Consider the following 23,924-nt stretch of genomic DNA (forward strand, 5'->3'; position numbering starts at 1 on the left):
ATCCACCAGCGCCCCTCCTCACTCCCCGTCTGCTGGAGCCGCCATGAGATTCCGTACGCGTCCCCCGGGCCGCCCACGCCCCACACAGCCCGCACGCCCCGTACTCGCCTCCGCGCTCGCCGCCGCCCTCCTCGGCTTGCTGCTCCCCCTGTTCGCCTTCGGCGCTCCGGCGCAGGCGGCCCGGGCGGCCCCGGCGGCCCCCGCCGGTTTCCGGGTGGAGAACGGTCGGCTGCTGGAGCGGTCGGGCGACGACTTCGTGATGCGCGGCGTCAACCACGCCCACACCTGGTATCCGAACCAGATCGGCGCCCTGGCCCACATCAAGGCCAAGGGCGCCAACACGGTCCGCGTGGTCCTCTCCAGCGGAGACCGGTGGACCCGCAACGACACCGCCGACGTGGCGAACGTCGTGGCGCAGTGCAAGCGCAACCGGCTGATCTGTGTGCTGGAGGTGCACGACACCACGGGGTACGGCGAGCAGAGCGGGGCGGTCACGCTCGCGCGGGCAGCCGACTACTGGATCGGTGTGCAGGGCGCGCTCACCGGCCAGGAGGACCACGTCATCGTCAACATCGGCAACGAGCCCTACGGCAACAACAACTACGCGGGCTGGACGGCCGACACCAAGGCGGCGATCCAGAAGCTGCGCGCCGCCGGATTCGACCACACGATCATGGTGGACGCCCCCAACTGGGGCCAGGACTGGGCGTTCACGATGCGCGACAACGCGGCGTCGGTCTTCGCGGCCGACCCGGACGCCAACACGGTCTTCTCCATCCACATGTACGGCGTCTACGACACGGCGGCCGAGGTGAGCGACTACCTCAACCGGTTCGTCGCCGCGAAACTCCCCCTCGTGGTGGGCGAGTTCGGGCACGACCACTCCGACGGCAACCCCGACGAGGACGCCATCCTCGCCACCGCGCAGCGCCTCGGCCTCGGCTACCTCGGCTGGTCCTGGAGCGGCAACGGCGGCGGCGTCGAGTATCTGGACATGGTCACGAACTTCGACCCGAACCAGTTGACCGGCTGGGGGCAACGCCTGTTCAACGGCGCGAACGGGATCGCCGCCACGGCGAAGGAGGCCGCGATCTACTCGGCCTCCGGCGGTGACACCACTCCCCCGACCGCGCCCGGCACCCCGACCGCGTCCGGGGTGACCTCCTCGTCGGCGACGCTGACCTGGGCCGCCGCCACCGACGCGGTCGGTGTCACCGGCTATGACGTGGTCCGTGTCAACGGCTCGACGGAGACCACCTCGACGACCACGACCGGCACCTCCGCCACGCTCACGGGCCTGACGCCCGCCACCTCCTACACCTTCGCCGTCTACGCGCGCGACGCGGCCGGCAACCGCTCGCCGCGCTCGGGGACCGTGACCCTCACGACGGCCTCCGGTGGCTCCACGGCGGCCTGCGCCGTCGGCTACCGGGTGACGGGCGAGTGGTCCGGTGGCTTCCAGGGCGAGCTCGTCCTGCGCAACACCGGCACCTCGGCGGTCAACGGCTGGACCCTCCGCTGGGCCTTCGCCGGTGGGCAGCGCGTCTCCCACCTGTGGGGTGGTACGGCGACCCAGTCCGGCGCGGACGTGACCGTCACCGCGGCCTCGTACACCGCGAACATCCCCGCGTCGGGTTCGGTGACCCTCGGCTTCACGGCGACACGCGGCGCCGCCAACCCCGCACCGACCGCGTTCACGCTGAACGGCGCTGCCTGCACCACCACTTGAGGCGCGCTCAACGGGGCTGCCTGCAGCACCAGTTGACACACGCTCCGGCGTGCCGCGCCTCAGCCGGGCGGCGCGCCGGGGCCCATCCCGCCCTTCAGCCGCTCCAGGTCGGAGGGCCGTACCTGGATGGCCAGGACGGCGATCAGGGCCGCGATCACGGTGAAGATCGCCGCCATGACGAAGGCGGCCGAGACACCCGCGGTGAGCACCTCGTCGGACCAGGGCTTCGGCAGCTGCCCGGTCCGCTCGAACTCCAGACGCTCCGCCGGGGTCGCCTGTGAGAGGAAGTCCGGGACCTGTTTCTCCGCCTCGTTGGTGCTGGCCGTGCCGAACATCGTGACGAGGATGGAGAGGCCGAGGGAACCGCCGACCTGCTGGGTGGCGTTGAGGAGTCCGGAGGCGGCGCCGGTCTCCGCGGGGGTGACGTCGGAGAGCGCCATCAGGGTCAGTGCGACGAACTCCATGCCCATGCCCAGGCTGAAGACGAGCATCGGGCCGAGCACACTGCCGGCATAGGTGGAGTCCACGTCGGTCAGGGTCAGCCACCCCAGGCCGGCCGCCGCGAGGATCGCGCCCACCACCATGAACGGTTTGGGTCCGTACACGGGCAGGAACCGTGAGGTCAGCCCGGCGCCGACCGCGATGACCGCGCTGACCGGCAGGAACGCGAACCCGGTGGCCAGCGGGCTGAAGTCCAGGACGTTCTGGGTGAAGAGCGTCAGGAAGAAGAACATGCCGAAGATCGCGGCGGCCAGGCACAGCATGATCCCGTAGGTGCCCGCGCGGTTGCGGTCGGCGAACATGTGCAGCGGGGTGATCGGCTGCCGGGACCGCCTCTCCACGAGCACGAACACCACGAGCAGCACCACGGCCCCGGCGAACGACGCCAGCGTCAGCCCGTCACGCCAGCCCTCCTGCGCGGCCCGGATGAAGCCGTACACCAGGAGCACCATGCCCAGCGTGGAGGTCAGCGCGCCGGTGATGTCGAAGTGACCCGGGTGTCGTTCGGACTCCTTGATCCAGCGGGGCGTGGCCAGCGCGATCAGCAGGCCGATCGGCACGTTGACGAAGAGCACCCACCGCCAGTTCAGCCACTCCACGAGGATGCCGCCCGCGAGCAGCCCGATGGCCCCGCCGCCCGCCGACACGGCCGCGAACACCCCGAAGGCCCGGTTGCGTTCGGGTCCTTCGCGGAACGTCGTACTGATCAGCGCCAGGGAGGTCGGGGACGCGATGGCGCCGCCGACGCCCTGGAGGGCGCGGGCGGCGAGGAGTTGGGCCTCGTTCTGGGCGAGGCCGCCGAGGAGCGAGGCCAGCACGAACAGCAGCACACCGAAGATGAACACCCGCCGCCGGCCGAGGATGTCCCCGGCCCGTCCGCCCAGCAGCAGCAGACCGCCGAAGGTGAGTGTGTACGCGTTGACCACCCACGCGAGGCTCGTCGTCGAGAAGTCCAGCGACCGCTGGATGTCCGGCAGCGCGATGTTCACGATGGTGATGTCGAGCACCACCATCAACTGGCACGAGGCGATGACGAACAGCGCCATCGCGCTTCCACCACCACCTGGTTCCGAGGTGGTGGTCGGCGCTGGGGAGGTCGGCCGCGAGTCGCTCATGAGGTGTCGCCAAGGCGTCGCTGAGGCAGGGTGCGGTGCACGGTCGCGTCCACCGCCGCGTTCACTGTTCGACCGTACGCCGGTGCCCTGACCCTCACCACTTGGGCACGGTGAACCCGGGCGCGCACACCAGGTCGAAAAAAACAGGTGCGGGAGCGAGAGGCGTGGCGCTACGATCCCCGCGATGACTACTCATTCCCTCAGCAGATCGGGGGTCCCGTCCGCGCAAGGTGAGTGCTGATGCTCACCGATGTCGCGAACGGGGACTCCCGGCTTTCCTTCTGGTGGCGCGTGCGCGAGTTCGCCGTGCCACCCTCCATGATCGAGACTGCGACCGCCCGCCGTGCTGTCGGCGACTGGGCCGGGGCATGTGCCGCCGCAGCCATCGACATCGATCTCGACCTGCGTTCCCTGACGAGCCGTCACGGCTCGGAGCTGGCCGGCCGAGTCCGGTCGGATCTACGGCACTTGGCGCCTGACCTGCTGCGCTGGCACATGCCGAGGATCGCTCCCGACGGGCTGCTGCGCCCGGGCCTGACCCTCACTCTGGCGCGGTACCGGACGGCGGGTGATGCCGGCCCGGGGCCGGTGCATCTGGTGGCCCGCACTCCGCCCGCGTGGGCGGACGCCGGTCAGCGGATCGGTCTCGCGCTGTGGGAGGGTTCCGGGCCCGAGGCCCGGGGTCATCCCCATCCACGGCCCAGCCGTCGCCACCGGTTCGATCTGCATCGCCACCTCTGGGACGCGCGCAGGGCCGGTGAGCTGCGGAGCCGTGCGGGAGCGGACCGGCCGACGGTCGACGGGGCACCGCCACCGCCGGACCCGCAGCCGCACCCGCACCCGCACCCGCACCCGCCGCTGTCTCTTCCTGCGTATGCGCATGCGCCTGCGCCTCCGCCCCAGCCTCTGCCTCTGCCTCTGCCTCTGCCTCTGCCTCTGCCTCTGCCTCTATCGACGGCATCGGACGAGTTGTGGGCATGGGCGGCGGAGCACGGTGGTGCTGTCGAGCGGTGGGCGGAGGAAGCGGCGATCGTGTTGCGCGCCGAAGGGCGGTCCACCGGCTCCGTCGTCGTACGGTGCGGCGCCCGGCGGCTCGTCCTCGACCTGGGCCCGGATGCCGTCACAGGCCGGGCACCGGGCGAGGACGCCCGCCCGGCGGCTGGGGACGGCGCCCGGCCGTCCGTGCCACGGCTCACGGCCGTGTCCGGGGACGACGGTGCCCTCGGCGCGTTGCCGGTGCTGCCCGACGCCGCGACCTGGGTCCTGCCCGATCTGGAGCTGATCCGTGCCGGTGCGATCGACGTCCATCGGTTGCATCCGCTGGTCGCGTCGGCGCTGGTAGAGGACCATGTGCCGTCGGTCCCGGCCGAGGCGCCGGACCGGGCGGGGCAGCCGCGGATCGTGGAGTGCCGGGGAGAGCGCCACCGGATCGGTCTGGTCGACGGCGTGCTGGTGGCCCTCGACCACGACCCGGACGAACTCCGGCGTGAGGACCTGCTGGTCGCACTGACCGGTACCCCGCTGCCCTGTCTGCGGGCCATCGACGAGGCACACCGTCGCCCGGACTGTCTGTCCGGTGTGCGCGAGCGCCTGGACCACGGGGACGTCGCCGGTGCGCTGGCGGTCGTCGAAGGGCTCCTGGGTCCCGACGCGGTCCTGCGTGACGGCCCGCTGCGGGACGAGTTGGAGTCCGCCGCGCACCGGCGCATCGTCTACGGGCTGTACCGGGCCGGTCTCGCCGAACCCCTCCCCGGCCGGGTCCGCTCCAACGTCGGCCGTCGCCCGTCCCGCCAGCGCCGCCCCCGCGTGGCGACCTTCTTCTGACCACGCACCTCACGCGCTGACGACCGCGCATCTCACGCGCTGACGCCTGCGCACCTCACACGCTTCCGACCGCGCCATTCGCGTGCGCCCGACCGCGCACGTCCGACTTCGGCTCTCTACACCCCAAGGTGATCACACATGTCCACACGCACGCCGTTCGCCCTCCCCTCCGACGCCGACCCGCTCTCCCAACTCGACGTGGCCGCAGACCTGTTGAGCATGCTGCGCACCACGTCCACCGAACCGCGCCCCGACATCCAGCTGGAGGCGCTGACCCTGGCCGTCGCCGCGGACCTGCCCGTACTGCTGTGGGGTGAGCCGGGCATCGGCAAGACCGCGGCGCTGACCCAGCTCGCGGCCTCGCTGGATCTTCCGCTGACGACCGTGATCGCCAGCGTCCACGAGCCGTCCGACTTCTCCGGCCTGCCGATCGTGGGGGACGACCCGGCCGAGCAGGGTGTCCCCATGGCTCCGCCGGACTGGGCGGTGCGGCTGGTGCGCGCCGGCCGGGGGCTGCTGTTCCTGGACGAGCTGTCGACGGCGCCGCCCGCAGTCCAGGCCGCGTTGTTGCGGCTGGTGCTGGAGCGCAGGATCGGCACGCTCCAACTGCCGCCGGACGTCAGGATCGTGGCCGCCGCCAACCCCAGGTCCTCGGCGGCCGACGGCTGGGAGCTGAGTCCGCCGCTGGCCAACCGGTTCGTACACCTGCAGTGGACGCACGACCACGAGGTGGTCGTACGAGGGCTCGGGGGAACCTGGCCCCGGGCCACCCTGCCGCGGCTGGCACCGGAGCGGCTGGCGGAGGCCGTGGACTTCGCCCGGCGCGCGGTGTGCACGCTGCTGGCCGCGCGGCCCAAGCTGGTGCATCAGCTGCCCAACAGCGAGACCCGACGGGGCGGGCCGTGGCCGTCGCCGCGGAGCTGGGAGATGACGCTGCGTCTGATCGCCTTCGCGACGGCCTCCGGTGTCTCGCGCGAGGTGCTGTCCCTCCTGGTACGGGGCACCGTCGGCGACGGTCCGGGGCTGGAGCTGCTGGCCGGACTGGACCGGCTGGACCTCCCCGATCCCGAGGTGCTGCTCGCCGATCCGACGGCGGAGGAACTGCCCCAGCGGGGGGACTTGCGGCAGGCGGTGCTCGACGGGGTGGTGGCGGCGGTCCGGTCGCGGCCGGACAAGGCACGCTGGGACGCGGCATGGACGCTGCTGGTCCGGGCGTTGGAGACAGGGGCGCCGGATCTGGTGGTCGTGCCCGCCACCACCCTGGCCTCACTGCGCCGCGACGACTGGGACGTTCCGACGGCGATCGAGAACCTCGCCGGAGTGGTCACCCTCTCCCGGCGGGCGGACGAGGCGGCGGCCCGCGCGAAGACGGCGACGAAGGTCCGCCGATGAGCACGGACACCGGGCACGACATCGGCGACGGCGCCCTCGACCTCGACAAGCTCTTCACCGCCCGGCTCCAGGCGGCGCGGGCCCGGCCGTATCTGGCGACGGCCCTCTTCGCGCTGCACACCGTCGAGTCCCGGCGGGTCCCCACGATGGCCGTGGACCGGTACTGGCGGTGCTACGTCTCCCCCGGCTTCGTGGACCGCACGCCGGTGGAGGAGCTGGCCGGGGTGTGGGTGCACGAGGTGTCCCATCTGCTGCGGGACCATCACGGGCGCAGCGACCGGGTCGCCAAGGAGCGGGAACTCACCGGCCCCGGGGAGCGGCTGCGGATGAACATCGCCGCCGACTGCGAGATCAACGACGACATCTTCGGCGACGGACTGGTCAAGCCCGCGGGGGCCGTCGAACCGGCGTTCCTGAAGCTGCCCCCGGGACAGTTGATGGAGGACTATCTACGGCAGTTCCAACTCGGCGCTGCCACCTTGGAGTTGGCGTGGCTGGACTGCGGCAGCGGCGCCGACGGGCTGGAGCGGGGGTGGGAACTGGGCCCGGACGGGGCGCACGGACTGACCGCGCAGGAACGGGACGCGGTCCGGTTCCGGGTGGCCCAGGGCATCAAGGGCCGTCCGGGATCCGCGCCCGAGGGCTGGCAGCGCTGGGCGGAGGAGGCGTTCCATCCGCCGCAGCCGTGGCGGGCGTTGCTGGGTGCGGCGGTCCGGTCCGCGGCGTCCGCGCCGGGCGCCGGCGAGGACTACAGCTACGGCCGGCCGTCGCGGCGCTCCGCCGGTGTGCCGGGCACGGTGCTGCCGAGCCTGCGGCGCCGCCCGCCCCACGTCTCCGTGATCATCGACACCTCGGGGTCGGTCAGCGACGCGGAGCTGGGCAGCGCGCTGCTGGAGGTCGCCGCGATCTCCCGGGCCGTGGGAGGCCGCCGTGACCTCGTCACCGTCGTCCCGTGCGACGCGGCGGCCCGGATCGCCCACCCGCTGTGCCGGGCGGAGGGCATCCCGCTGATGGGCGGCGGCGGGACGAACCTGCGCGCGGGGTTCGCCAAGGCGCTCCGCAGCCACCCCAGGCCCGACGTGATCGTGGTCCTCACCGACGGGCAGACCCCCTGGCCCAGCTCGCGGCCCCCGTGCCGGACGGTGGTCGGCCTCTTCCCCCGTCACCACGCGCACACCACGTACGACGAGGACGATCCCGACTACGTACCGGACACACCGCCCGACTGGGCCCGCGTGGTCCAGATCGGCTAGGCCGGGACGGGTCCCGCCCTTCCTCCACCTCCTCCGTCTCCTCCACACTCCCCGATGACAATGAAAACGATTATCGATAAGGTGCACACGTCAAGCCGGGCGCCTCCTGGTCGAGGTGCCGTCGGGCTGCCCTGACGCCTGAACGCACCGCACGAAAAGGGGAGCTGTGGCTCATCTGTTGGTCGTCGAGAGCTGGGTCGGATCGATGAGCAGGCTGCTCCCACGGGCCATCCGGGAGGGCGGACACGAGTTCACGTTCCTCACCCGCGACCTGCACCACTACCTGCGCTCGGCCCCCGAGGGCACGGCCCATCCGCTGCTGGGCGCGCGGAACGTGGTCACGGCCGACACCAACGACCTCGACACCCTGCTGCCGGAGACGGAACGCCTGCACACGGTGTTCGGCTTCGACGGGGTGATCTCGTCCTGCGACTACTACCTGCCGACGGTGGCCCGGATCGCCGGGCTCCTCGGGCTCCCCGGACCGGGCCCGCAGGCCGTGGCGGACGCCTGCCGCAAGGACGCCACCCGCCGGGTCCTCGCCGACGCCGGTGTGCCCGGACCCCGCTTCGCCCTGCACGAGGAGTGGGCCGACATCGCCCGCGCGGCACGGGAGATCGGCTATCCGCTGGTGGTCAAACCCGTCGACCTGTGCGCGGGCATGTATGTGCGCAGGGTGGACGACGAGACCGAACTCGCCTCGGCTGTACGGTCGTTGGCCGACTTCCCGCTGAACGCGCGCGGGCAGCGCCGGGTACCCGCCGTCCTCCTCGAAGAGCTGCTGACCGGCCCCGAGGTGAGCGTCGAGACCGTGTCCCACGCGGGGGCGGTGCACGTCGTGGGCGTGACCGACAAGAGCGTCGGCGGGGCGCCCGCGTTCATCGAGACCGGGCACATGTTCCCCGCCGCGCTGACGGGCGCCGACACCGAGGCGGCCGAACAGACCGCGCTGGGGGCGCTCAAGGCACTCGGGCTGACCGACGGCGTCGTCGCCCACACCGAGATCAAGCTGACCCCGGCCGGCCCACGCGTGGTCGAGGTGAACCCCCGGCCCGCCGGGAACCGCATCACCGAGCTGGTCCGCCATGTCACCGGCATCGACCTCGCCGCGGCCGCCGTGGAGGTCGCCCTCGGCCGCGAACCCGACCTGCGGCGGCGGGAGACCGGCCTGCGCAGCGCGGCCGTCGGCTTCCTCGTACCGGAGACCTCGGGCACCCTCGAAGCCCTGGACGGCGGTGAACTCGCCGACGGGGCGAACGTGTTGGAGGTCCAGCTCGCCGAGCCAGGCCGGCAGGTCAGGTCGGCCGGCAGCAACAACGAGTATCTCGGCCACGTCATGGTGGGCGACCCCGGTGGACCGGGCGCCCGCGACCATGTCGAGTCGCTGTTGGGCGAGTTGAGTGCCGCACTGGTGATCCGGTGAGCACCGTCGCGCCGGTGGCCGGGACGGTCACGTACGAAGAGCTGCTGGAGCGGGCGCGGGCCGGTCGGCTCGGTCCGGACCCCGGAACGCTGCGCATCGCGGTCGCGTTCGTGACCCGGCAGGCCGTGCGGCACGACGGGCGGGGCACCGGCTACCGCAACGAGGTGCTCAGTCTGCGTCTCGCCGGCGCCGTGGGATCCTGCGCGGTCGAGCCCGGAGCCCTGCCGGACGCGGCGATCGACGACTGTGTCGGCGCCGATGTCGCCCGGCTCCTGGACCATCCGCTGCCGCCGGTGCGGGTGGCCGCCCTGGACGCCTATCTGATGCACGTCGGCCCGCACACACCCGAGAACGGCGCCCGGCCGTTCCCCCTCCCGGCCGGTACGTCTCTGGAGAAGTCGCGGGCGCGGGCGCGGGCCGTCGTCGAACTGCTCGACCTGCCGCCGGGCGCGACCGTGCTCGTGGTCGGGGTCGTCAACTCCCTCCTGGAGGCCCTGCGTTCACGAGGGCTGCGGTATGTGCCGTGCGACCTCAAGGGCGGGACCACGGAGTGGGGCGAGGAGGTCGTCACCGACGCGCTCGACGCGGCCGAACGCTGCGACGCGCTGCTGGTCTCCGGGATGACACTGAGCAACGGCACCTTCGAGCCGTTGCGGCGCCACGCCCTGTCGCACGGCAAGCAGCTGGTGATGTTCGCGCAGACGGGCAGCGCGGTACTGCCCCGGTTCCTCGGGCACGGGGTGAGCGCGGTGTGCGCGGAGCCGTACCCCTTCTTCTGGCTGGACGCGGGCGCGGGCACGCTGCACCGCTACCGCGTGGAGAGCCCGGGATCGGGAGACCGCCCGTGACCTCGTCGACCGTTCTGCGCACCGTCGCCCGGCCGGAGCTGCTGTCCCTCGTCGGACGGACCCCGCTGGCGCGCATCACCGCGGATCTGCCCGGCCCGCAGCCCGGGTTCTGGGCCAAGCTGGAGGGACTCGCGGCGGGCGGGATGAAGGCACGGGCCGCCGTGTCCATGCTGCTGGGTGCCCGGGAGCGCGGTGAACTGCGGCCCGGCGCACCCGTGGTGGAGTCGACCTCCGGCACGCTGGGCATCGGTCTCGCCTTCGCCGGGCAGGCCCTCGGCCATCCGGTCGTGCTGGTCGGCGACAGCGAACTGGAGCCGTCCATGCGGCAGTTGCTGCGCTCGCACGGTGTACGCCTGGAGCTGGTGGACCGCCCGGCGGCGCAGGGCGGCTGGCAGGCGGCGCGCCTCACGCGACTGCGGGAGCTGCTCGCCGTACTGCCCGGTGCGTACTGGCCCGACCAGTACAACAACCCCGACAACACGGCCGGTTACGCCTCGCTCGCCGCCGAACTCGCCGTGCAGCTCGACCACTTGGACGTACTCGTGTGCAGCGTCGGCACCGGCGGCCACAGCGCGGGCATCATCGGCCCGCTGCGACGGCACTGGCCCTCGCTGCGCCTCATCGGGGTCGACTCCCCCGGTTCGACGATCTTCGGCCAGCCGGCCCGGCCGAGGCTGATGCGCGGTCTCGGCAGCAGCATCCATCCGCGCAACGTCGCCTACGACGCTTTCGACGAGGTGCACTGGGTCGGCCCGGCGGAGGCCGTCGACAGCTGTCGCCGCCTCGCCCGGGGCAGCTTCGTCAGCGGCGGCTGGAGCACCGGCGCGGTCGCGCTGGTCGCGGCCTGGGCGGCCCGCGTCCACCCGGGCGCCGTCGTCGCCACCGTGTTCCCGGACGGCCCGCACCGCTACCTCGGCAGCGTCTTCGACGACGACTTCGCCACCGCCCACGGCCTCGACCCGGCCTCCGCCGCCGCGCGGCCCGTCGAGATCCCCCGTCCGGGCGCGGCCGAGGCCGTCGGCTGGGTGCGGTGCGGCAGGGTCGCCGACCCGCTCAAGGTCCCCGCTTCGGAAGAGAGACTGTGAAGGTCAGCCAGCGCACCGTACGCCTCGAACTCACCGAGCCGTTGCGCATCTCCCGCTCCACCATGGCCGCGCGTGACGCGGTGTGGCTCACCGTCCAGGACGACGACGGGGTCCAGGGCCACGGTGAGGCCGTCACCAGCGTCTACTACGGCCTCGACGCCCACACGTTGGGCCGGCTCCTCACGGACGCCTCCTCCGACCTGCGGCGCTTCCCCGATCCGGAGAGCGCACTGGAGGCCCTCCGGGACGGCGAGGTCGCCGGTTCTCCGGAGACTCCCCCGGCCGTGACCGCCGCCGTCGGCGCCGCGCTCCTCGATCTCGTCGGCAAGCGGGCCGGAGCCCCGGTGCACCGACTGCTGGGCGCGCCGAGCGCGCCGATGGCCATGACCGCCCGGACCATCGGCCTCACCTCACCGACCCGGGCCGCGGCCGAGGCGCGCCGCCTCGCCGCGAACGGCTTCGAGGTCCTCAAGGTCAAGGCCGGAGCGCCCGACCCCGAGAGCGACGTCGAACGCGTACGGGTCGTCCGTGACGCCGCCCCCGGGGCCCGGCTCCTCCTCGACCCCAACGGCGCCTGGACGGTGCCACAGGCGGAGGCGCTGCTGCCGCGCTTCGCGGAGCTGGGCGTGGAGGCGGTCGAGCAGCCGCTCGCCCCGGGCGACCCGGACGCGCTGGCCGCGCTGGCCGAGCGCTCCCCGCTGCCGGTCGTCGCCGACGAGGACGCCGTGGGGCTGGAGGACGTCCGGCGCCTCGCGGGTCGGGTGCACGGGGTCAACGTCAAGCTCGCCAAGTGCGGTGGTGTCCACGCGGCGTTGCGGATCGCCGCGCTGATCGAGGGCAGCGGGACGGAGCTGATGCTCGGCTGCCTGACTGCCAGCAGTCTCGGTCTCGCCCCGGCCGTCCACCTCGCCGACCGCGCCCGCTGGGTGGACCTCGACGGACACCTCCTCCTCGCGGACGACCCGTGGACCGGTATCGGCGGCACCGACGGGGTCGTACGGACGACGGACGTGCCAGGACTGGGAGTTCGGCCGCGAGCGGCGGACGGGACCAGGGAGGCACGCCGTGCGGACGTGGCATGAGATACGTCGTTTCCCGTTCGCGGTCCGCCTGCTCCTGGTCAACCAGCTCGGCGTCAACATCGGGTTCTACCTGCTGATCCCCTACCTCGCCACGCACCTCACCGAGAACCTGGACATGTCGGCGGCCGTCGTCGGCGTCGTCCTGGGTGTCCGCAACCTCAGTCAGCAGGGCCTGTTCATCATCGGCGGTTCCGCCTCGGACCGGCTCGGCGCGCGGGGCGTGATCATCGCCGGGTGCGCCCTGCGGACCGTCGGGTTCGGGCTGTTCGCGCTCGGCGACGGACTGGCGGTGCTGCTCGCCGCGTCGGTGCTCAGCGGGCTCGCCGGGGCGCTGTTCAACCCGGCGGTGCGGGCGTATCTCTCCCAGGAGGCCGGGGAGCGCAAGGCCGAGGCGTTCGCGCTGTTCAACGTGTTCGCGACAACGGGTGCGCTGATCGGGCCGCTGCTGGGCAGCGCCCTGCTGCTGGTGGACTTCCGGACGTCCGCCCTCACGGCCGCCGGGATCTTCGCCGTCCTCACCGTCGCCCAGGCCCTCGTCCTGCCGGCACGAAAGGCCGAGCCGAGCGGCGGCAGAGTCCTCGGGGACTGGCGGGAGGTGCTCGGCAACCGGGCGTTCCTGGCCTTCGCGCTCGCCATGGTCGGCATGTTCACCCTGGAGAACCAGCTGTATCTGCTGCTGCCGGCCGGGGCCCGCGAGGCCACCGGCTGGGACGGGGCGGCGGGGCTCGTCTTCCTCGTCGGCACACTCGCCAACCTCGCGCTGCAGCTCCGTATCACCAAGTCGCTCAAGTCACGTGGCGACCGGGCCCGTTGGATCAGTGTGGGACTCGCCGTGACCGGTCTGGCGTTCCTGCCGCCGGCCCTGGGGGCCGTGCTCGGCGCCTCCGGGTGGACCGCCGCCGTCTCCGTCCTCCTCGGCGCGCTGCTCCTCCACCTCGGCCTCATGGTGGCCTCGCCGTTCGTGATGGAGCTGATCCCCCGCTTCGGCCGCCCGGAGCTGACCGGCACGTACTTCGGGATCTTCTACGTCGTCTCGGGCGTCGCCGCCGCCGTCGGCAACACCGTCGTCGGGTGGGCCATGGACACCGGGGAAGGGGACGGCCACACCTGGCTGCCGTGGGTGTGCTGCGCCGTGTTCGGCCTGATGTCGGCGGCCGGCGTCGGCTGGCTGCACCGGCTGGGCGCGCTGCCCGCGAACCCCGAACCCGTGGTTCCCGCCACGGCCGGTGAGAGGAGCAGGGCATGACGCACGCCAACCTCCTCACCGACAACCCGGAGCTGTACGAGGCCCGCTTCCCCGACCCCGAGCGGCTGGCCGGGCGCTGGGCCGAGGACTGCCTGCGGCGCCGCGGCGCCGGTCCACGGGTCCTGGACCTGGGCTGCGGCACCGGACGCGACGCCGCCCACCTGCATGACGCCGGCCGTACGGTGACCGGCGCCGATCTGTCCGAGGCGATGCTCTCCCACGCCCGCGCCCGGTATCCGGGTCCGGCGTACAAACGGGCCGACCTGCATGGCTTCGACCTGGGCCGGGCGGCCTTCGACGCGGTCGTCTGCCTGGACAGCTCCGCGCTGTACTGCCACACCAACGACCAGCTCGACGGCTTCCTCTCCTCCTGCCGCCGGGCCCTGGCACCCGGCGGGCTGCTGGTCGCCGAGATGCGCAACGGCGCCTACTTCCTGGGCCGTACCGACCTGCTCGACACTCCGGCCGTCAACTCCTTCACCTGGCAGGGCACCGCCTACCGGTCCACCACCACCCTCGCCGTGGACCGCACCGCCCAACTGCTGCGCCGTACCCGCGTCTGGACCTCGGACGACGGCAGTCCACCCGTCGAACAGCGGTCCGCCTGGCGGCTGTTGTTCCCACAGGAGCTGCGCCACTTCCTGACCGCGCACGGTTTCGACGTGCTCGAACTGCACGACGGGCCGGGCCCGCGCACCGAACCGCCGTGGCGGGAGGGCTTGTTGCCGGGCCGAACGGCGGACGCGGACCGTCTGCACGTCGTCGCGCGCCTCGCCGCCACCCACTGATCCCTCCTCGCCCCCACCCCTGATCCCTCCTCGCTCCCTCCTCCCCATCGACATCCAAGGAACCCTCATGCACGACGAACGTTTCCCCGGTCTGCGCCGACGCGGCTTCCTCGCCGCCACGGGCGCCGCCACACTCGGCGCTCTCGCCCTGACCGCGTGCGGCGCGGGCGGCACCGACACCGACTCCGAGGCCGGCGGCGACGGCGGCACCCCCAAGCGGGGCGGACGGCTGCGGGCCGCGTTCGCGGGCGGCGGTGCCAGCGAGACCCTCGACCCGCACCTGGCCAACCTGTTCGCCGACGTCGCCCGTGCCAAGGCCCTCTACGACAAGCTCGCCGACTACGGGGCCGACCTGTCGGCGCGGCCGCGCCTGGCCACCGAGTGGCAGCCGAACAAGACCTTGGACCGCTGGCAGGTCACCCTGCGCGAGGCCACCTTCCACGACGGCAGGCCGGTCACCGCGAAGGACGTCCTCTACAGCTACCGCCGGATCGCCGACCCCGAGAAGGCGTTCCGCGCGAAGGCGTCCCTGGAGCCCATCGACCTCGACGCGAGCCGGGCCACCGGTGAGCGGTCCATCGAGTTCGTGCTGAAGCGCCCGACCGCCGAGTTCCCCAACGTGCTGGCCGCGTTCGGGGCGTACATCGTGCCGGAGAACGCCGGGAAGAACGCCGGCGACTTCGACAAGAAGCCGATCGGCTCCGGCCCCTTCCGCTTCGTCTCCTTCTCCCCCGGCCGCTCGGCCGTCTTCCGCCGCTTCGACGCCTACTGGGAGGGCGCCCCGCACCTCGACGAGCTCGAGTTCGTCGTCGCCAACGAGGAGTCGGCCCGGGTCAACGCCCTCCTCGGCGGCCAGGTCGAGTACGCCCACGAGCTCAACCCCACCACCGCCCGCGCCCATGAGGGCAAGGGACAGATCGAGATCGTCCGACTGCGGGGCAGCGCCATGCAGGCGTTCTGCATGAAGACCGACCGGCCGCCCTTCGACGACAAGCGGGTCCGGGAGGCCTTCTTCCTGATCGCCGACCGGCAGGAACTCGTCGACGGCGCCCTGTCCGGCGCGGGCGTCGTCGGCAACGACCTGTTCGGCAAGGGCTACGAGTACTACGCCGCCGACCTCCCGCAGCGCGAGCAGGACCTCGACCGGGCCCGGGCCCTGCTGAAGCAGGCCGGCGCGGAGAAGCTGAAGGTCACCCTGGACACCTCGGCCGTGGCCGCCGGGTTCACCGAGGCCGCCAGCATCTTCAAGGACCAGGCCGCGAAGGCGGGCGTCACGATCGACGTGCGGATGGGCAGCAAGGACTCGTACTGGAGCGACATCCTCGACTCCGGCACCCTCTCCTGCTACCGGTCCGGCGCCATGCCCATCGAGGCCCACATCTCGCAGCGGCTGCTCACCGACTCCACCACCAACGCCACCAAGTGGCACCACAAGGACTTCGACGCCCTCTACCAGCAGGCCCAGTCGACACGGGACAAGACTCAGCGGGCTGCCGTATACGAGCGGATGCAGCGTCGGCTGTACACCGAGGGCGGCTTCCTGATCTGGGGGTTCGCCGACTGGATCCTCGGCACGGCCAGGACGGTGAAGGGAGTGGAGACCAAGGCCCCCGCCAACACGCTCGACTGGGCCCGCTTCGACAAGGTGTGGCTGGCGTGACGACGAGCGCCCCGAAGGGGCGCGGGGAGCTGCGCGACCAGCCACGACGGCGCCCCGGCCGCCGGACGACGGATCGCGGCACGTCGTTCGTCGTCCGGCGGCTGTTCCTCGGTGTCGCGCAGACCGCCGCCGTCGTGCTGCTGGTCTTCGCGCTCACCGAGGCGCTGCCGGGCGACGCCGCGGTCGCGCTGGCCGGCGACCAGCCCGACCCGGCGCGCATCGCCGCCATCCGCGAGGCGATGCACCTCGACCGGCCGGTGCACGAACGGCTGGCCGAATGGGCGACAGGTCTGCTGCACGGCGACTTCGGCACCTCGCTGACCTCCGGCCGCCCGGTCGCCCAGTACATCGCCGACGGTTTCGGGCCGACGCTGCTGCTCGCCTCGCTCACCGTGGCGCTGCTCGTCCCGGTCGGCTTCGGACTCGGCGTGCTGGCCGCCCGCCACGAGGGCGGCCCGGTCGACCGGCTGGTCAGCTCCCTGACGCTCGCCGTGTACGCGGTCCCCGAGTTCGCGCTCGGGGTGCTGCTGGTGACGGTGTTCGCGCTGCGACTGGGCTGGCTGCCGCCGACCGCCGTCGGCTACGGCACCGATCTCCTCGCCCACCCGGCCGCCCTCGTCCTGCCCGTGCTCGTCCTGCTGTCCCGGCCGGTCTGCTCCCTCGTCCGGCTGGTCCGGGCCGGCATGATCGACACCCTCGCCTCCCCGTACGTCGCCCACGCCCGACGGTACGGCGTGTCGGGCACCCGCGTCCTCTACACCCACGCCCTCCCGAACGCCCTCGCCCCGGCCGCCCAGCAACTCGCCCGCACCATCGACTGGTTGCTGTGCGGCGTCATCGTCGTGGAGGCCCTCTACGTGATCCCCGGACTCGGCACCGTCCTCCTCAACGCCGTCGCCGAACGCGACGTCCCCGTCGTCCAGGGCCTCGCCGTGGTCTTCGGTGTCCTGACCGTCGTGCTCAACCTGGGCGCGGACGTGGTCGCCCGCCGGCTGGCACCCCGGGCGGGGGTGGCGGCGTGACGACGGGCACGGACCTCCGCACGCCCGGCACGGTTGCCGTCCCACGCACCGGGCGCGGGCGGCCCACGGCACGTTTCGCACTCGGCGTCACGGTCATCGCCGTCCCCCTCGTCCTCGCCCTGCTGGGACCGGTGTTCGCGGGGGAGCCGACCGCACGGGCCGCGTCCTTCACGCTGGGCGACGGGCACTGGCTCGGCACGGACTTCGTGGGCCGGGACGTCTGGCAGCAGGTGCTCCACGGCGGCCGGCCGGTCGTGCTCACGGCGCTCGGCGCCGGAGCGCTGGCCTATCTCGTCGCCCTGCCGATCGGTCTCGTCGCCGCGCTGACGCAGCGGCGCTGGCTGGAGGAACTGCTGATGCGCCCGCTGGACGTCCTGATCGCCGTCCCGTCGCTGCTGCTGATCCTGCTGGTCGCGTCGGTCCTCACCCCCGGAGCCGTGGGCCTCGCCCTGCTCGTCGCGCTGGTCAACGTGCCCGACGCGGCCCGCCTCGTGCGCGCCGCCGCCACGGAGGCCGCCGCCCGGCCGGTCGTCGAGGCGCTGCGTCTGCAGGGCGAGAGCTGGTGGCGCACGGCTGTCGGCTACGTCGGCCGGACGATCCTGCGCACCCTCGGCGCCGACGCCGGCACCCGGCTGACCGGGGTGCTGTACCTGGTCGCCACGGCCGCCTTCCTCGGCGTCGGGGTGACTCCGGACGCCGCCGACTGGGCGGTGATGGTCGACCGCAACCGCACGGGCCTGTTCGTGCAGCCGTGGGCGGTGGTCGTCCCCGCCCTGCTGATTGTCGCCCTCACCACGGGCACGAACCTCCTCTTCGACGCGGCGCTGGAGAAACCCGGTGGTCGACAGGCACGGAAGGAACGACGTTCGTGACGCGGTACGACGACGGGAGCGGCACGACCGCCCCGGCCCCCCTGGCCGAGCTCACGGACCTCCGGGTCGAGGTGGGCGGACGGGCGATCGTGGACGGGGTGAGTCTGCGGGTGCTTCCCGGCAGGGTCACCGCGCTGGTGGGCGCCTCGGGCAGCGGGAAGACCACCACCGGGCTGGCGCTGCTCGGCGAGTTCCCGGCGGGCGCGCGCGTCACCGGTGAGGTCCGGTCGGCCGCAGGAGGATCCGGCGGGGCCGAGGGCCTCGTCGGCTACGTCCCCCAGCATCCGGCCTCCGTCCTCAACCCCGCCCGCCGGATCGGCGCCCTCCTGACCGACATCGCCCGCCCACGCGTACGTCATCTCCCGCGCGGCCGGCGCCGGGCGGCCGCGCGGGCACAGGTGCTCCGCGCTCTCGCCGACGCCCGACTCCCGGACGGCGAGACGCTGTTGCGCCGCCACCCGCACCAGCTCTCCGGCGGTCAGCAGCAACGTGTGGTCCTCGCCCAGGCCCTCCTGCTCGGCGCCGAGGTCGTCGTCGCCGACGAGCCCACCACCGGCCAGGACGCGCTGACCAAGAGCCTTGTCGTCGAACAGCTGGCGACGGTCGCCGCGCGCGGCATCGCGGTCGTCCTGCTCAGCCACGACCTCGACGTCGTCCGCTCGCTCGCCGACGAGGTCCATGTCATGCGAGCGGGACGTGTCGTGGAATCCGGACCCACACAGCAGGTGTGGTCCGCGCCCCGGCATGAATGGACGCGCCAACTCCTGGATGCCCAGGCGTCGTTCACCCACCGGGGCACCACGGACGAGCCGGACGGAACAGCGGCCACGGGCGGCGACCGACCGGTGCTGCGCGTACGAAGCCTCGTCGCCCGCCACCGCGACGGCTCACGGGGTGCTTCGGTGACCGTGCGGGCGCCCGAACTCGACTTCCACGCGGGACAGTTGCTGGCCGTCGTCGGCCGTTCGGGCAGCGGCAAGACCACGCTGGCCCGCTGCCTCGCCGGACTCCACCGCGACCACGACGGCGAAGTCCTCCTCGACGGCACCCCGCTGCCCCGCAGCCTTCGCGACCGCACCCGGGGCCAGTTGGCGTCCGTGCAGTACGTCTTCCAGGACGCCCGCGCCACGTTCGACGAACACCGCCCGGTCCTGCGGCAGGTCGCCCGCACGGCGGTCCGGCTGCGCGGAGTGGACACGCGAACCGCTGAGACCGAGGCGCTGGCGATCCTGACCCGCCTGGGCCTCCTCCCGGAACTGGCCCAGCGCCTCCCCACCCAGCTGTCGGGTGGCGAACTCCAGCGAGCCGCCCTGGCCCGCGCGCTGCTCGCCCACCCCCGCGTCCTGATCTGCGACGAGATCACCTCGGGCCTGGACACGGTCAGCCGACGCGGCATCCTCGACGTCCTCACGGGCCTGCTCGACACCGGCCCGGACACCGGAACGGCTCCCGCCGCACCGGCGCTGGTCCTGATCACCCACGACCTGGACACCGCCTCCGTCGCCGATCGCATCGCCGTCATGGACGCGGGGGAGATCGTCGAGCAGGGCCCCGCCCGTCAACTCCTCACCACACCACAGCACCGTTCCTTTGGACTGAGCATGAGTGCACATGTCCAGCCGCACGCCCCGAACGGTCTTGAGCGCACTGGTCCCCGGCGTACTCGACCCCTGGGCAGCGACACGCATCGCGTGCGTGGTCCGAGCCAGGGAGGCCAGTTCCCTCACGACCTGGCCTAGTGGGTACGGACAAAGGGCGACGGAGAGACCCCAAACCTTCTCTCCGGAGGAGAGGGGGCTCCGCACGCTGGCTCCGTTCCCGGCGTCCCAGATCGCCCGAGCACGTCAACCCGATCAGCCCAGGACACCGCAAGCCAGCGAACTGACCATCACACGATCGAGCCAACTCGACCTCGTACGGACTCCCCGGCGAGCAGTTACCACCCCTTCACGGCTTCGCTCGTCGCCACGGACCGCGTATAAAGGGACGCGTCCCGTAACGAGGCGTCAACAGGGTGTAGGGGCGTACGAGTTGAAAGGTGGGCGTATGGGCACGGGCAGGGGCCGGTTCGGCGTCTTGGCGGCGGCGGCCCTGGCATGGGCGCTCACCGGCTGCGGCGGCGACGGCGACGGCGTTCGGCACGACGGCTCCGGCGGCGGGGACAGGCCGCCGGCAGAGACGCGGCAGCGGCCGACGACGCCCCCGACGTCCACCACGACCGCCGAGGCCGAGGCCGAACCCGAGGCCGAACCCGAGGCCGCCGACAAGAGCGACGACAACGGTCGTCGAGGCACGGCCGCAGGCCCCGCCACAGGCACCGGCACCGGCACCGGACCCTGCTTCGACGGCCGGTGCGAACTCACCGTGTCCGAGCCGCTGTCCATCGAGGTCGACAGCCGTTTCGGCGTCGGTGATCTCCGCGTCACGAAGATCACCGACGACGCCGTCGTACTCCGGTCCTCGGGAGCCGGTACGCATCTCAGCTCCTCGATCGGCGAGGGCGGCACCGGCGGCCTCAACGGCCTCGGCTTCCGGGTGAAGTCCCTCGAAGGCGGCACGGCGGTGCTGCAGTTCTTCCCCCGCGCCTGAGCCGGCCTCATATGCCGTCAGCCGTTAGACGATCTCGACGAGCAGGTCGCCGCCCTCCACCTGCTGGATCTTGTTGATAGCGAGGCGTGAGACCCGGCCGGCCTTCGGGACGGTGATGGTGGCCTCCATCTTCATGGCCTCGATGGTGGCGACCGTGGCACCGGCAGCGACCTCGTCCCCCTCGGCGACCGCGAGGGTGACCACCCCGGCGAACGGGGCGGCGACGTGGCCCGGGTTGGAGCGGTCGGCCTTCTCGGTGACGGGGATGTCGGTGGAGGCGGCCTTGTCGCGGATCTGGATCGGCCGCAGTTGGCCGTTCAGGGTCGACATCACCGTGCGCATCCCGCGTTCGTCCGCCTCGCCGACGGCCTCCAGACCGATGAGCAGCCGCACACCGGGCTCCAGGTCGACGGCGTACTCCCTGCCGGGGCCGAGACCGTAGAAGAAGTCCTTGCTGTCGAGGACGCTGGTGTCGCCGTAGGTCTGGCGGTGGGTCTCGAACTCGCGCGTCGGGCCGGGGAAGAGGAGCCGGTTGAGGGTGGCGCGGCGGTCCTTCTCCAGCCCGGCACGGTCCTCGGTGCCGAGATCCTGGACGGGCTTGGCGTCGGCGCGGCCCTGGAGGGCCTTGCTGCGGAACGGCTCGGGCCAGCCACCGGGCGGGGTGCCCAGTTCGCCGCGCAGGAAGCCGATGACGGAGTCGGGGATGTCGAACCGGTCGGGCGTGGCCTCGAAGTCGGCGGGGGTCACTCCGGCGCCGACGAGGTGCAGCGCGAGGTCGCCGACCACCTTGGAGGAGGGGGTGACCTTCACCAGGTGGCCGAGGATGCGATCGGCGGCGGTGTACATCGCCTCGATGTCCTCGAAGCGGTCGCCTAGGCCGAGCGCGACGGCCTGGGTGCGCAGGTTGGAGAGCTGGCCGCCGGGGATCTCGTGGTCGTAGACGCGGCCGGTCGGGGAGGCGAGGCCCGCCTCGAAGGGGGCGTAGATACGGCGGACGCTCTCCCAGTACGGCTCCAGGTCGCCCACGGCCCGCAGATCCAGTCCCGTGGGCCGGTCGGAGTAGTCCGTCGCGGCGACGATCGCGGACAGAGACGGTTGTGAGGTGGTGCCCGCCATGGAGGCCACGGCCCCGTCGACGGCGTCGGCGCCGGCCTGGATCGCGGCGAGGTAGGTGGCGAGCTGGCCGCCGGCCGTGTCGTGGGTGTGGATGTGCACCGGCAGGTCGAACTCGCGGCGCAGCGCGGTGACGAGCTTGGTGGCGGCGGGGGCGCGCAGCAGGCCTGCCATGTCCTTGACGGCCAGGACGTGGGCGCCCGCCTCGACGATCTGCTCGGCCAGCCGCAGGTAGTAGTCGAGGGTGTAGAGCTGCTCGGCGGGGTTCGACAGGTCGGAGGTGTAGCAGAGGGCGACCTCGGCGACGGCCGTGCCGGTGGCGCGTACGGCGTCGATGGCGGGCCGCATCTGGCCCACGTCGTTGAGCGCGTCGAAGATCCGGAAGATGTCGATGCCGGTCTCGGTGGCCTCCTGGACGAAGGCGTCGGTCACCTCGGTCGGGTAGGGCGTGTAGCCGACGGTGTTGCGGCCGCGCAGCAGCATCTGGAGGCAGATGTTGGGGGCGGCGGCCCGGAAGGCGGCCAGGCGCTCCCAGGGGTCCTCGGCGAGGAAGCGGAGGGCTACGTCGTAGGTGGCGCCGCCCCAGCACTCCAGGGACAGCAGCTGCGGCAGGGTCCGGGCGACCACGGGGGCGACGGCGAGCATGTCCTTGGTGCGGACCCGGGTGGCGAGCAGCGACTGGTGGGCGTCACGGAAGGTGGTGTCGGTGACGCCGATGGTCGGTGACTCGCGCAGCCAGCGGGCGAAGCCCTCGGGGCCGAGTTCGACGAGCTTCTGCTTGGAGCCGGCCGGGGGTTCGGCGTCGGTGGGCCTCGGGAGCTTGGTGGAGGGGTCGATCAGGTCGGGGCGCGGGCCGTTCGGCTTGTTGACCGTCACGTCGGCCAGATAGGTGAGCAGCTTGGTGCCCCGGTCGGCGGAGTGCCGGGAGGTGAGCAGGTGCGGGCGCTGCTCGATGAACGACGTGGTGACCTGGCCCGCCTGGAAGTCCGGGTCGTCGAGGACGGCCTGGAGGAACGGGATGTTGGTGGCGACGCCCCGGATGCGGAACTCGGCGACCGCGCGGCGGGCCCGGTTGACGGCGGTGGTGAAGTCCCGGCCCCGGCAGGTCAGCTTGACCAGCATGGAGTCGAAGTGGGCGCTGATCTCCGTACCGGCGTGGGTGGTGCCGCCGTCGAGGCGGATGCCGGAGCCGCCGGGCGAACGGTAGGCACTGATGCGGCCGGTGTCCGGGCGGAAGCCGTTGGCGGGGTCCTCCGTGGTGATACGGCACTGGAGGGCCGCGCCGCGCAGGGTGACGGTCTCCTGGGAGAGCCCGAGGTCGGCGAGGGAGGCCCCGGCGGCGATCCGCAACTGGGACTGCACGAGGTCGACGTCGGTGACCTCCTCGGTGACCGTGTGCTCGACCTGGATGCGGGGGTTCATCTCGATGAAGACGTGGTTGCCGTCGCGGTCGAGAAGGAACTCGACGGTGCCCGCGTTGCGGTAGCCGATCTCGCGGGCGAAGCGGACGGCGTCGGCGCAGATACGGTCGCGCAGGGCCGGGTCGAGGTTCGGGGCCGGAGCCAGCTCGATGACCTTCTGGTGGCGGCGCTGCACCGAACAGTCGCGTTCGAAGAGGTGGATGACGTTGCCGCGGCCGTCGGCGAGGATCTGCACCTCGATGTGGCGGGGCTCGACGACGGCCTTCTCCAGGAAGACGGTCGGGTCGCCGAATGCGGAGGCCGCCTCGCGGGACGCCGCCTCGATGGACTCGCGCAGCGCCGCCGGGTCCTCGACGCGGCGCATACCGCGACCGCCGCCGCCCGCGACGGCCTTGACGAAGACGGGGAAGCCGATCTCGTCGGCGGCGCGGACCAGTTCGTCGACGTCGGTGGAGGGCTCGGAGGAGCCGAGAACCGGTACGCCGGCGGCGCGGGCGGCGGCGACGGCGCGGGCCTTGTTGCCGGTCAGCTCCAGGATGTGGGCGCTGGGGCCGACGAAGGTGATGCCGGCCTCCTCGCACGCGCGGGCCAGCTCGGGGTTCTCGGACAGGAACCCGTAGCCCGGGTAGACGGCGTCGGCGCCCGCCAGCCGGGCGGCGCGCATGATCTCCTCGACGGAGAGGTAGGCGCGCACGGGATGCCCGGGTTCGCCGATCTCGTAGGCCTCGTCGGCCTTGAGCCGGTGCAGCGAGTTGCGGTCCTCGTGGGGGAAGACGGCGACCGTCCGCGCGCCCACTTCGTACCCGGCGCGGAACGCGCGGATGGCGATCTCGCCACGGTTGGCGACCAGTACCTTGCGGAGCATCCCTGATCCCTTCGAGCTGCCATGGGGACACCATGGTTCCGGCAATGATGCAGTCGCACCACAGGAATCGTGTCACTCAGTGCCATGTGAGCCCAG

17 protein-coding genes are annotated in these 23,924 nt (G+C 72.6%); 15 read left to right on the forward strand and 2 right to left on the reverse strand.

From position 1 onward, the window contains the following. The first annotated feature begins 43 nt into the window (after nt 1–43). A complete protein-coding gene (locus P1P70_RS00005) occupies nt 44–1,729 on the forward strand; it encodes a cellulase family glycosylhydrolase (RefSeq protein ID WP_319233418.1) in 1,686 nt (561 codons plus the stop codon). Nucleotides 1,730–1,788: 59 nt separating this feature from the next. Here the strand turns inward: P1P70_RS00005 and P1P70_RS00010 are convergent, their stop codons facing one another. Then, nucleotides 1,789–3,276, reverse strand: coding sequence for an MFS transporter (locus tag P1P70_RS00010; protein ID WP_319233420.1), 1,488 nt, complete (start codon nt 3,274–3,276; stop codon nt 1,789–1,791). A 309-nt stretch (nt 3,277–3,585) separates the two neighbouring features. On the opposite strand from P1P70_RS00010, the gene P1P70_RS00015 reads away from it, so the two are divergent. The 14 genes from P1P70_RS00015 to P1P70_RS00080 all read left to right on the forward strand — a co-directional run bounded on the left by P1P70_RS00015 (nt 3,586) and on the right by P1P70_RS00080 (nt 20,429). Then, entirely contained in the window at nt 3,586–5,169 is a 1,584-nt protein-coding gene (locus tag P1P70_RS00015) for a hypothetical protein (protein WP_319233422.1), read from the forward strand. Between the two features lie 138 nt (nt 5,170–5,307). Continuing rightward, entirely contained in the window at nt 5,308–6,561 is a 1,254-nt protein-coding gene (locus P1P70_RS00020; protein ID WP_319233423.1) for a MoxR family ATPase, read from the forward strand. Next, the gene (locus P1P70_RS00025) at nt 6,558–7,814 is read left to right on the forward strand and encodes a DUF2201 family putative metallopeptidase (protein WP_319233425.1); all 1,257 of its coding nucleotides are present in this window, start codon (nt 6,558–6,560) and stop codon (nt 7,812–7,814) included. Before P1P70_RS00020 ends, P1P70_RS00025 begins: the two co-directional genes overlap by 4 nt. Nucleotides 7,815–7,980: 166 nt before the next feature. Continuing rightward, a complete protein-coding gene (locus P1P70_RS00030) occupies nt 7,981–9,237 on the forward strand; it encodes an ATP-grasp domain-containing protein (RefSeq protein WP_319233426.1) in 1,257 nt (418 codons plus the stop codon). Next, on the forward strand, nt 9,234–10,085 hold the full coding sequence (locus P1P70_RS00035) for a Rossmann-like domain-containing protein (RefSeq protein ID WP_319233428.1): 852 nt from the start codon (nt 9,234–9,236) through the stop codon (nt 10,083–10,085). The genes P1P70_RS00030 and P1P70_RS00035 overlap by 4 nt, the downstream gene beginning before the upstream one ends. Next, on the forward strand, nt 10,082–11,170 hold the full coding sequence (locus P1P70_RS00040; protein WP_319233430.1) for a cysteine synthase family protein: 1,089 nt from the start codon (nt 10,082–10,084) through the stop codon (nt 11,168–11,170). Before P1P70_RS00035 ends, P1P70_RS00040 begins: the two co-directional genes overlap by 4 nt. Continuing rightward, entirely contained in the window at nt 11,167–12,252 is a 1,086-nt protein-coding gene (locus tag P1P70_RS00045) for a dipeptide epimerase (protein WP_319233432.1), read from the forward strand. The genes P1P70_RS00040 and P1P70_RS00045 overlap by 4 nt, the downstream gene beginning before the upstream one ends. Beyond that, the gene (locus P1P70_RS00050; RefSeq protein WP_319233434.1) at nt 12,236–13,498 is read left to right on the forward strand and encodes an MFS transporter; all 1,263 of its coding nucleotides are present in this window, start codon (nt 12,236–12,238) and stop codon (nt 13,496–13,498) included. Before P1P70_RS00045 ends, P1P70_RS00050 begins: the two co-directional genes overlap by 17 nt. Continuing rightward, nucleotides 13,495–14,286, forward strand: coding sequence for a class I SAM-dependent methyltransferase (locus P1P70_RS00055; protein WP_319233436.1), 792 nt, complete (start codon nt 13,495–13,497; stop codon nt 14,284–14,286). The genes P1P70_RS00050 and P1P70_RS00055 overlap by 4 nt, the downstream gene beginning before the upstream one ends. Nucleotides 14,287–14,353: 67 nt before the next feature. Then, nucleotides 14,354–15,946 (forward strand): ABC transporter substrate-binding protein, encoded by a 1,593-nt coding sequence (locus P1P70_RS00060; protein ID WP_319233439.1) that lies wholly within the window; start codon nt 14,354–14,356, stop codon nt 15,944–15,946. A gap of 29 nt (nt 15,947–15,975) precedes the next feature. Then, complete coding sequence (locus P1P70_RS00065) at nt 15,976–16,968, forward strand: ABC transporter permease (protein WP_319233562.1); 993 nt, start codon at nt 15,976–15,978, stop codon at nt 16,966–16,968. Further along, nucleotides 16,965–17,840: an ABC transporter permease gene (locus tag P1P70_RS00070; protein WP_413471396.1), complete on the forward strand. Its 876-nt coding sequence runs from the start codon at nt 16,965–16,967 to the stop codon at nt 17,838–17,840. The genes P1P70_RS00065 and P1P70_RS00070 overlap by 4 nt, the downstream gene beginning before the upstream one ends. Further along, on the forward strand, nt 17,837–19,579 hold the full coding sequence (locus P1P70_RS00075; RefSeq protein WP_319233441.1) for an ABC transporter ATP-binding protein: 1,743 nt from the start codon (nt 17,837–17,839) through the stop codon (nt 19,577–19,579). Before P1P70_RS00070 ends, P1P70_RS00075 begins: the two co-directional genes overlap by 4 nt. 307 nt (nt 19,580–19,886) lie before the next feature. Continuing rightward, nucleotides 19,887–20,429: a hypothetical protein gene (locus tag P1P70_RS00080; RefSeq protein WP_319233443.1), complete on the forward strand. Its 543-nt coding sequence runs from the start codon at nt 19,887–19,889 to the stop codon at nt 20,427–20,429. Between the two features lie 24 nt (nt 20,430–20,453). On the opposite strand, the gene P1P70_RS00085 is transcribed toward P1P70_RS00080, so the two are convergent. Further along, on the reverse strand, nt 20,454–23,828 hold the full coding sequence (locus P1P70_RS00085; RefSeq protein WP_319233445.1) for a pyruvate carboxylase: 3,375 nt from the start codon (nt 23,826–23,828) through the stop codon (nt 20,454–20,456). Nucleotides 23,829–23,924 lie beyond the last annotated feature (96 nt).

The sequence above is a fragment of the Streptomyces sp. MB09-02B genome (genome assembly GCF_033794485.1).
In the GTDB taxonomy this organism is placed as follows: domain Bacteria; phylum Actinomycetota; class Actinomycetes; order Streptomycetales; family Streptomycetaceae; genus Streptomyces.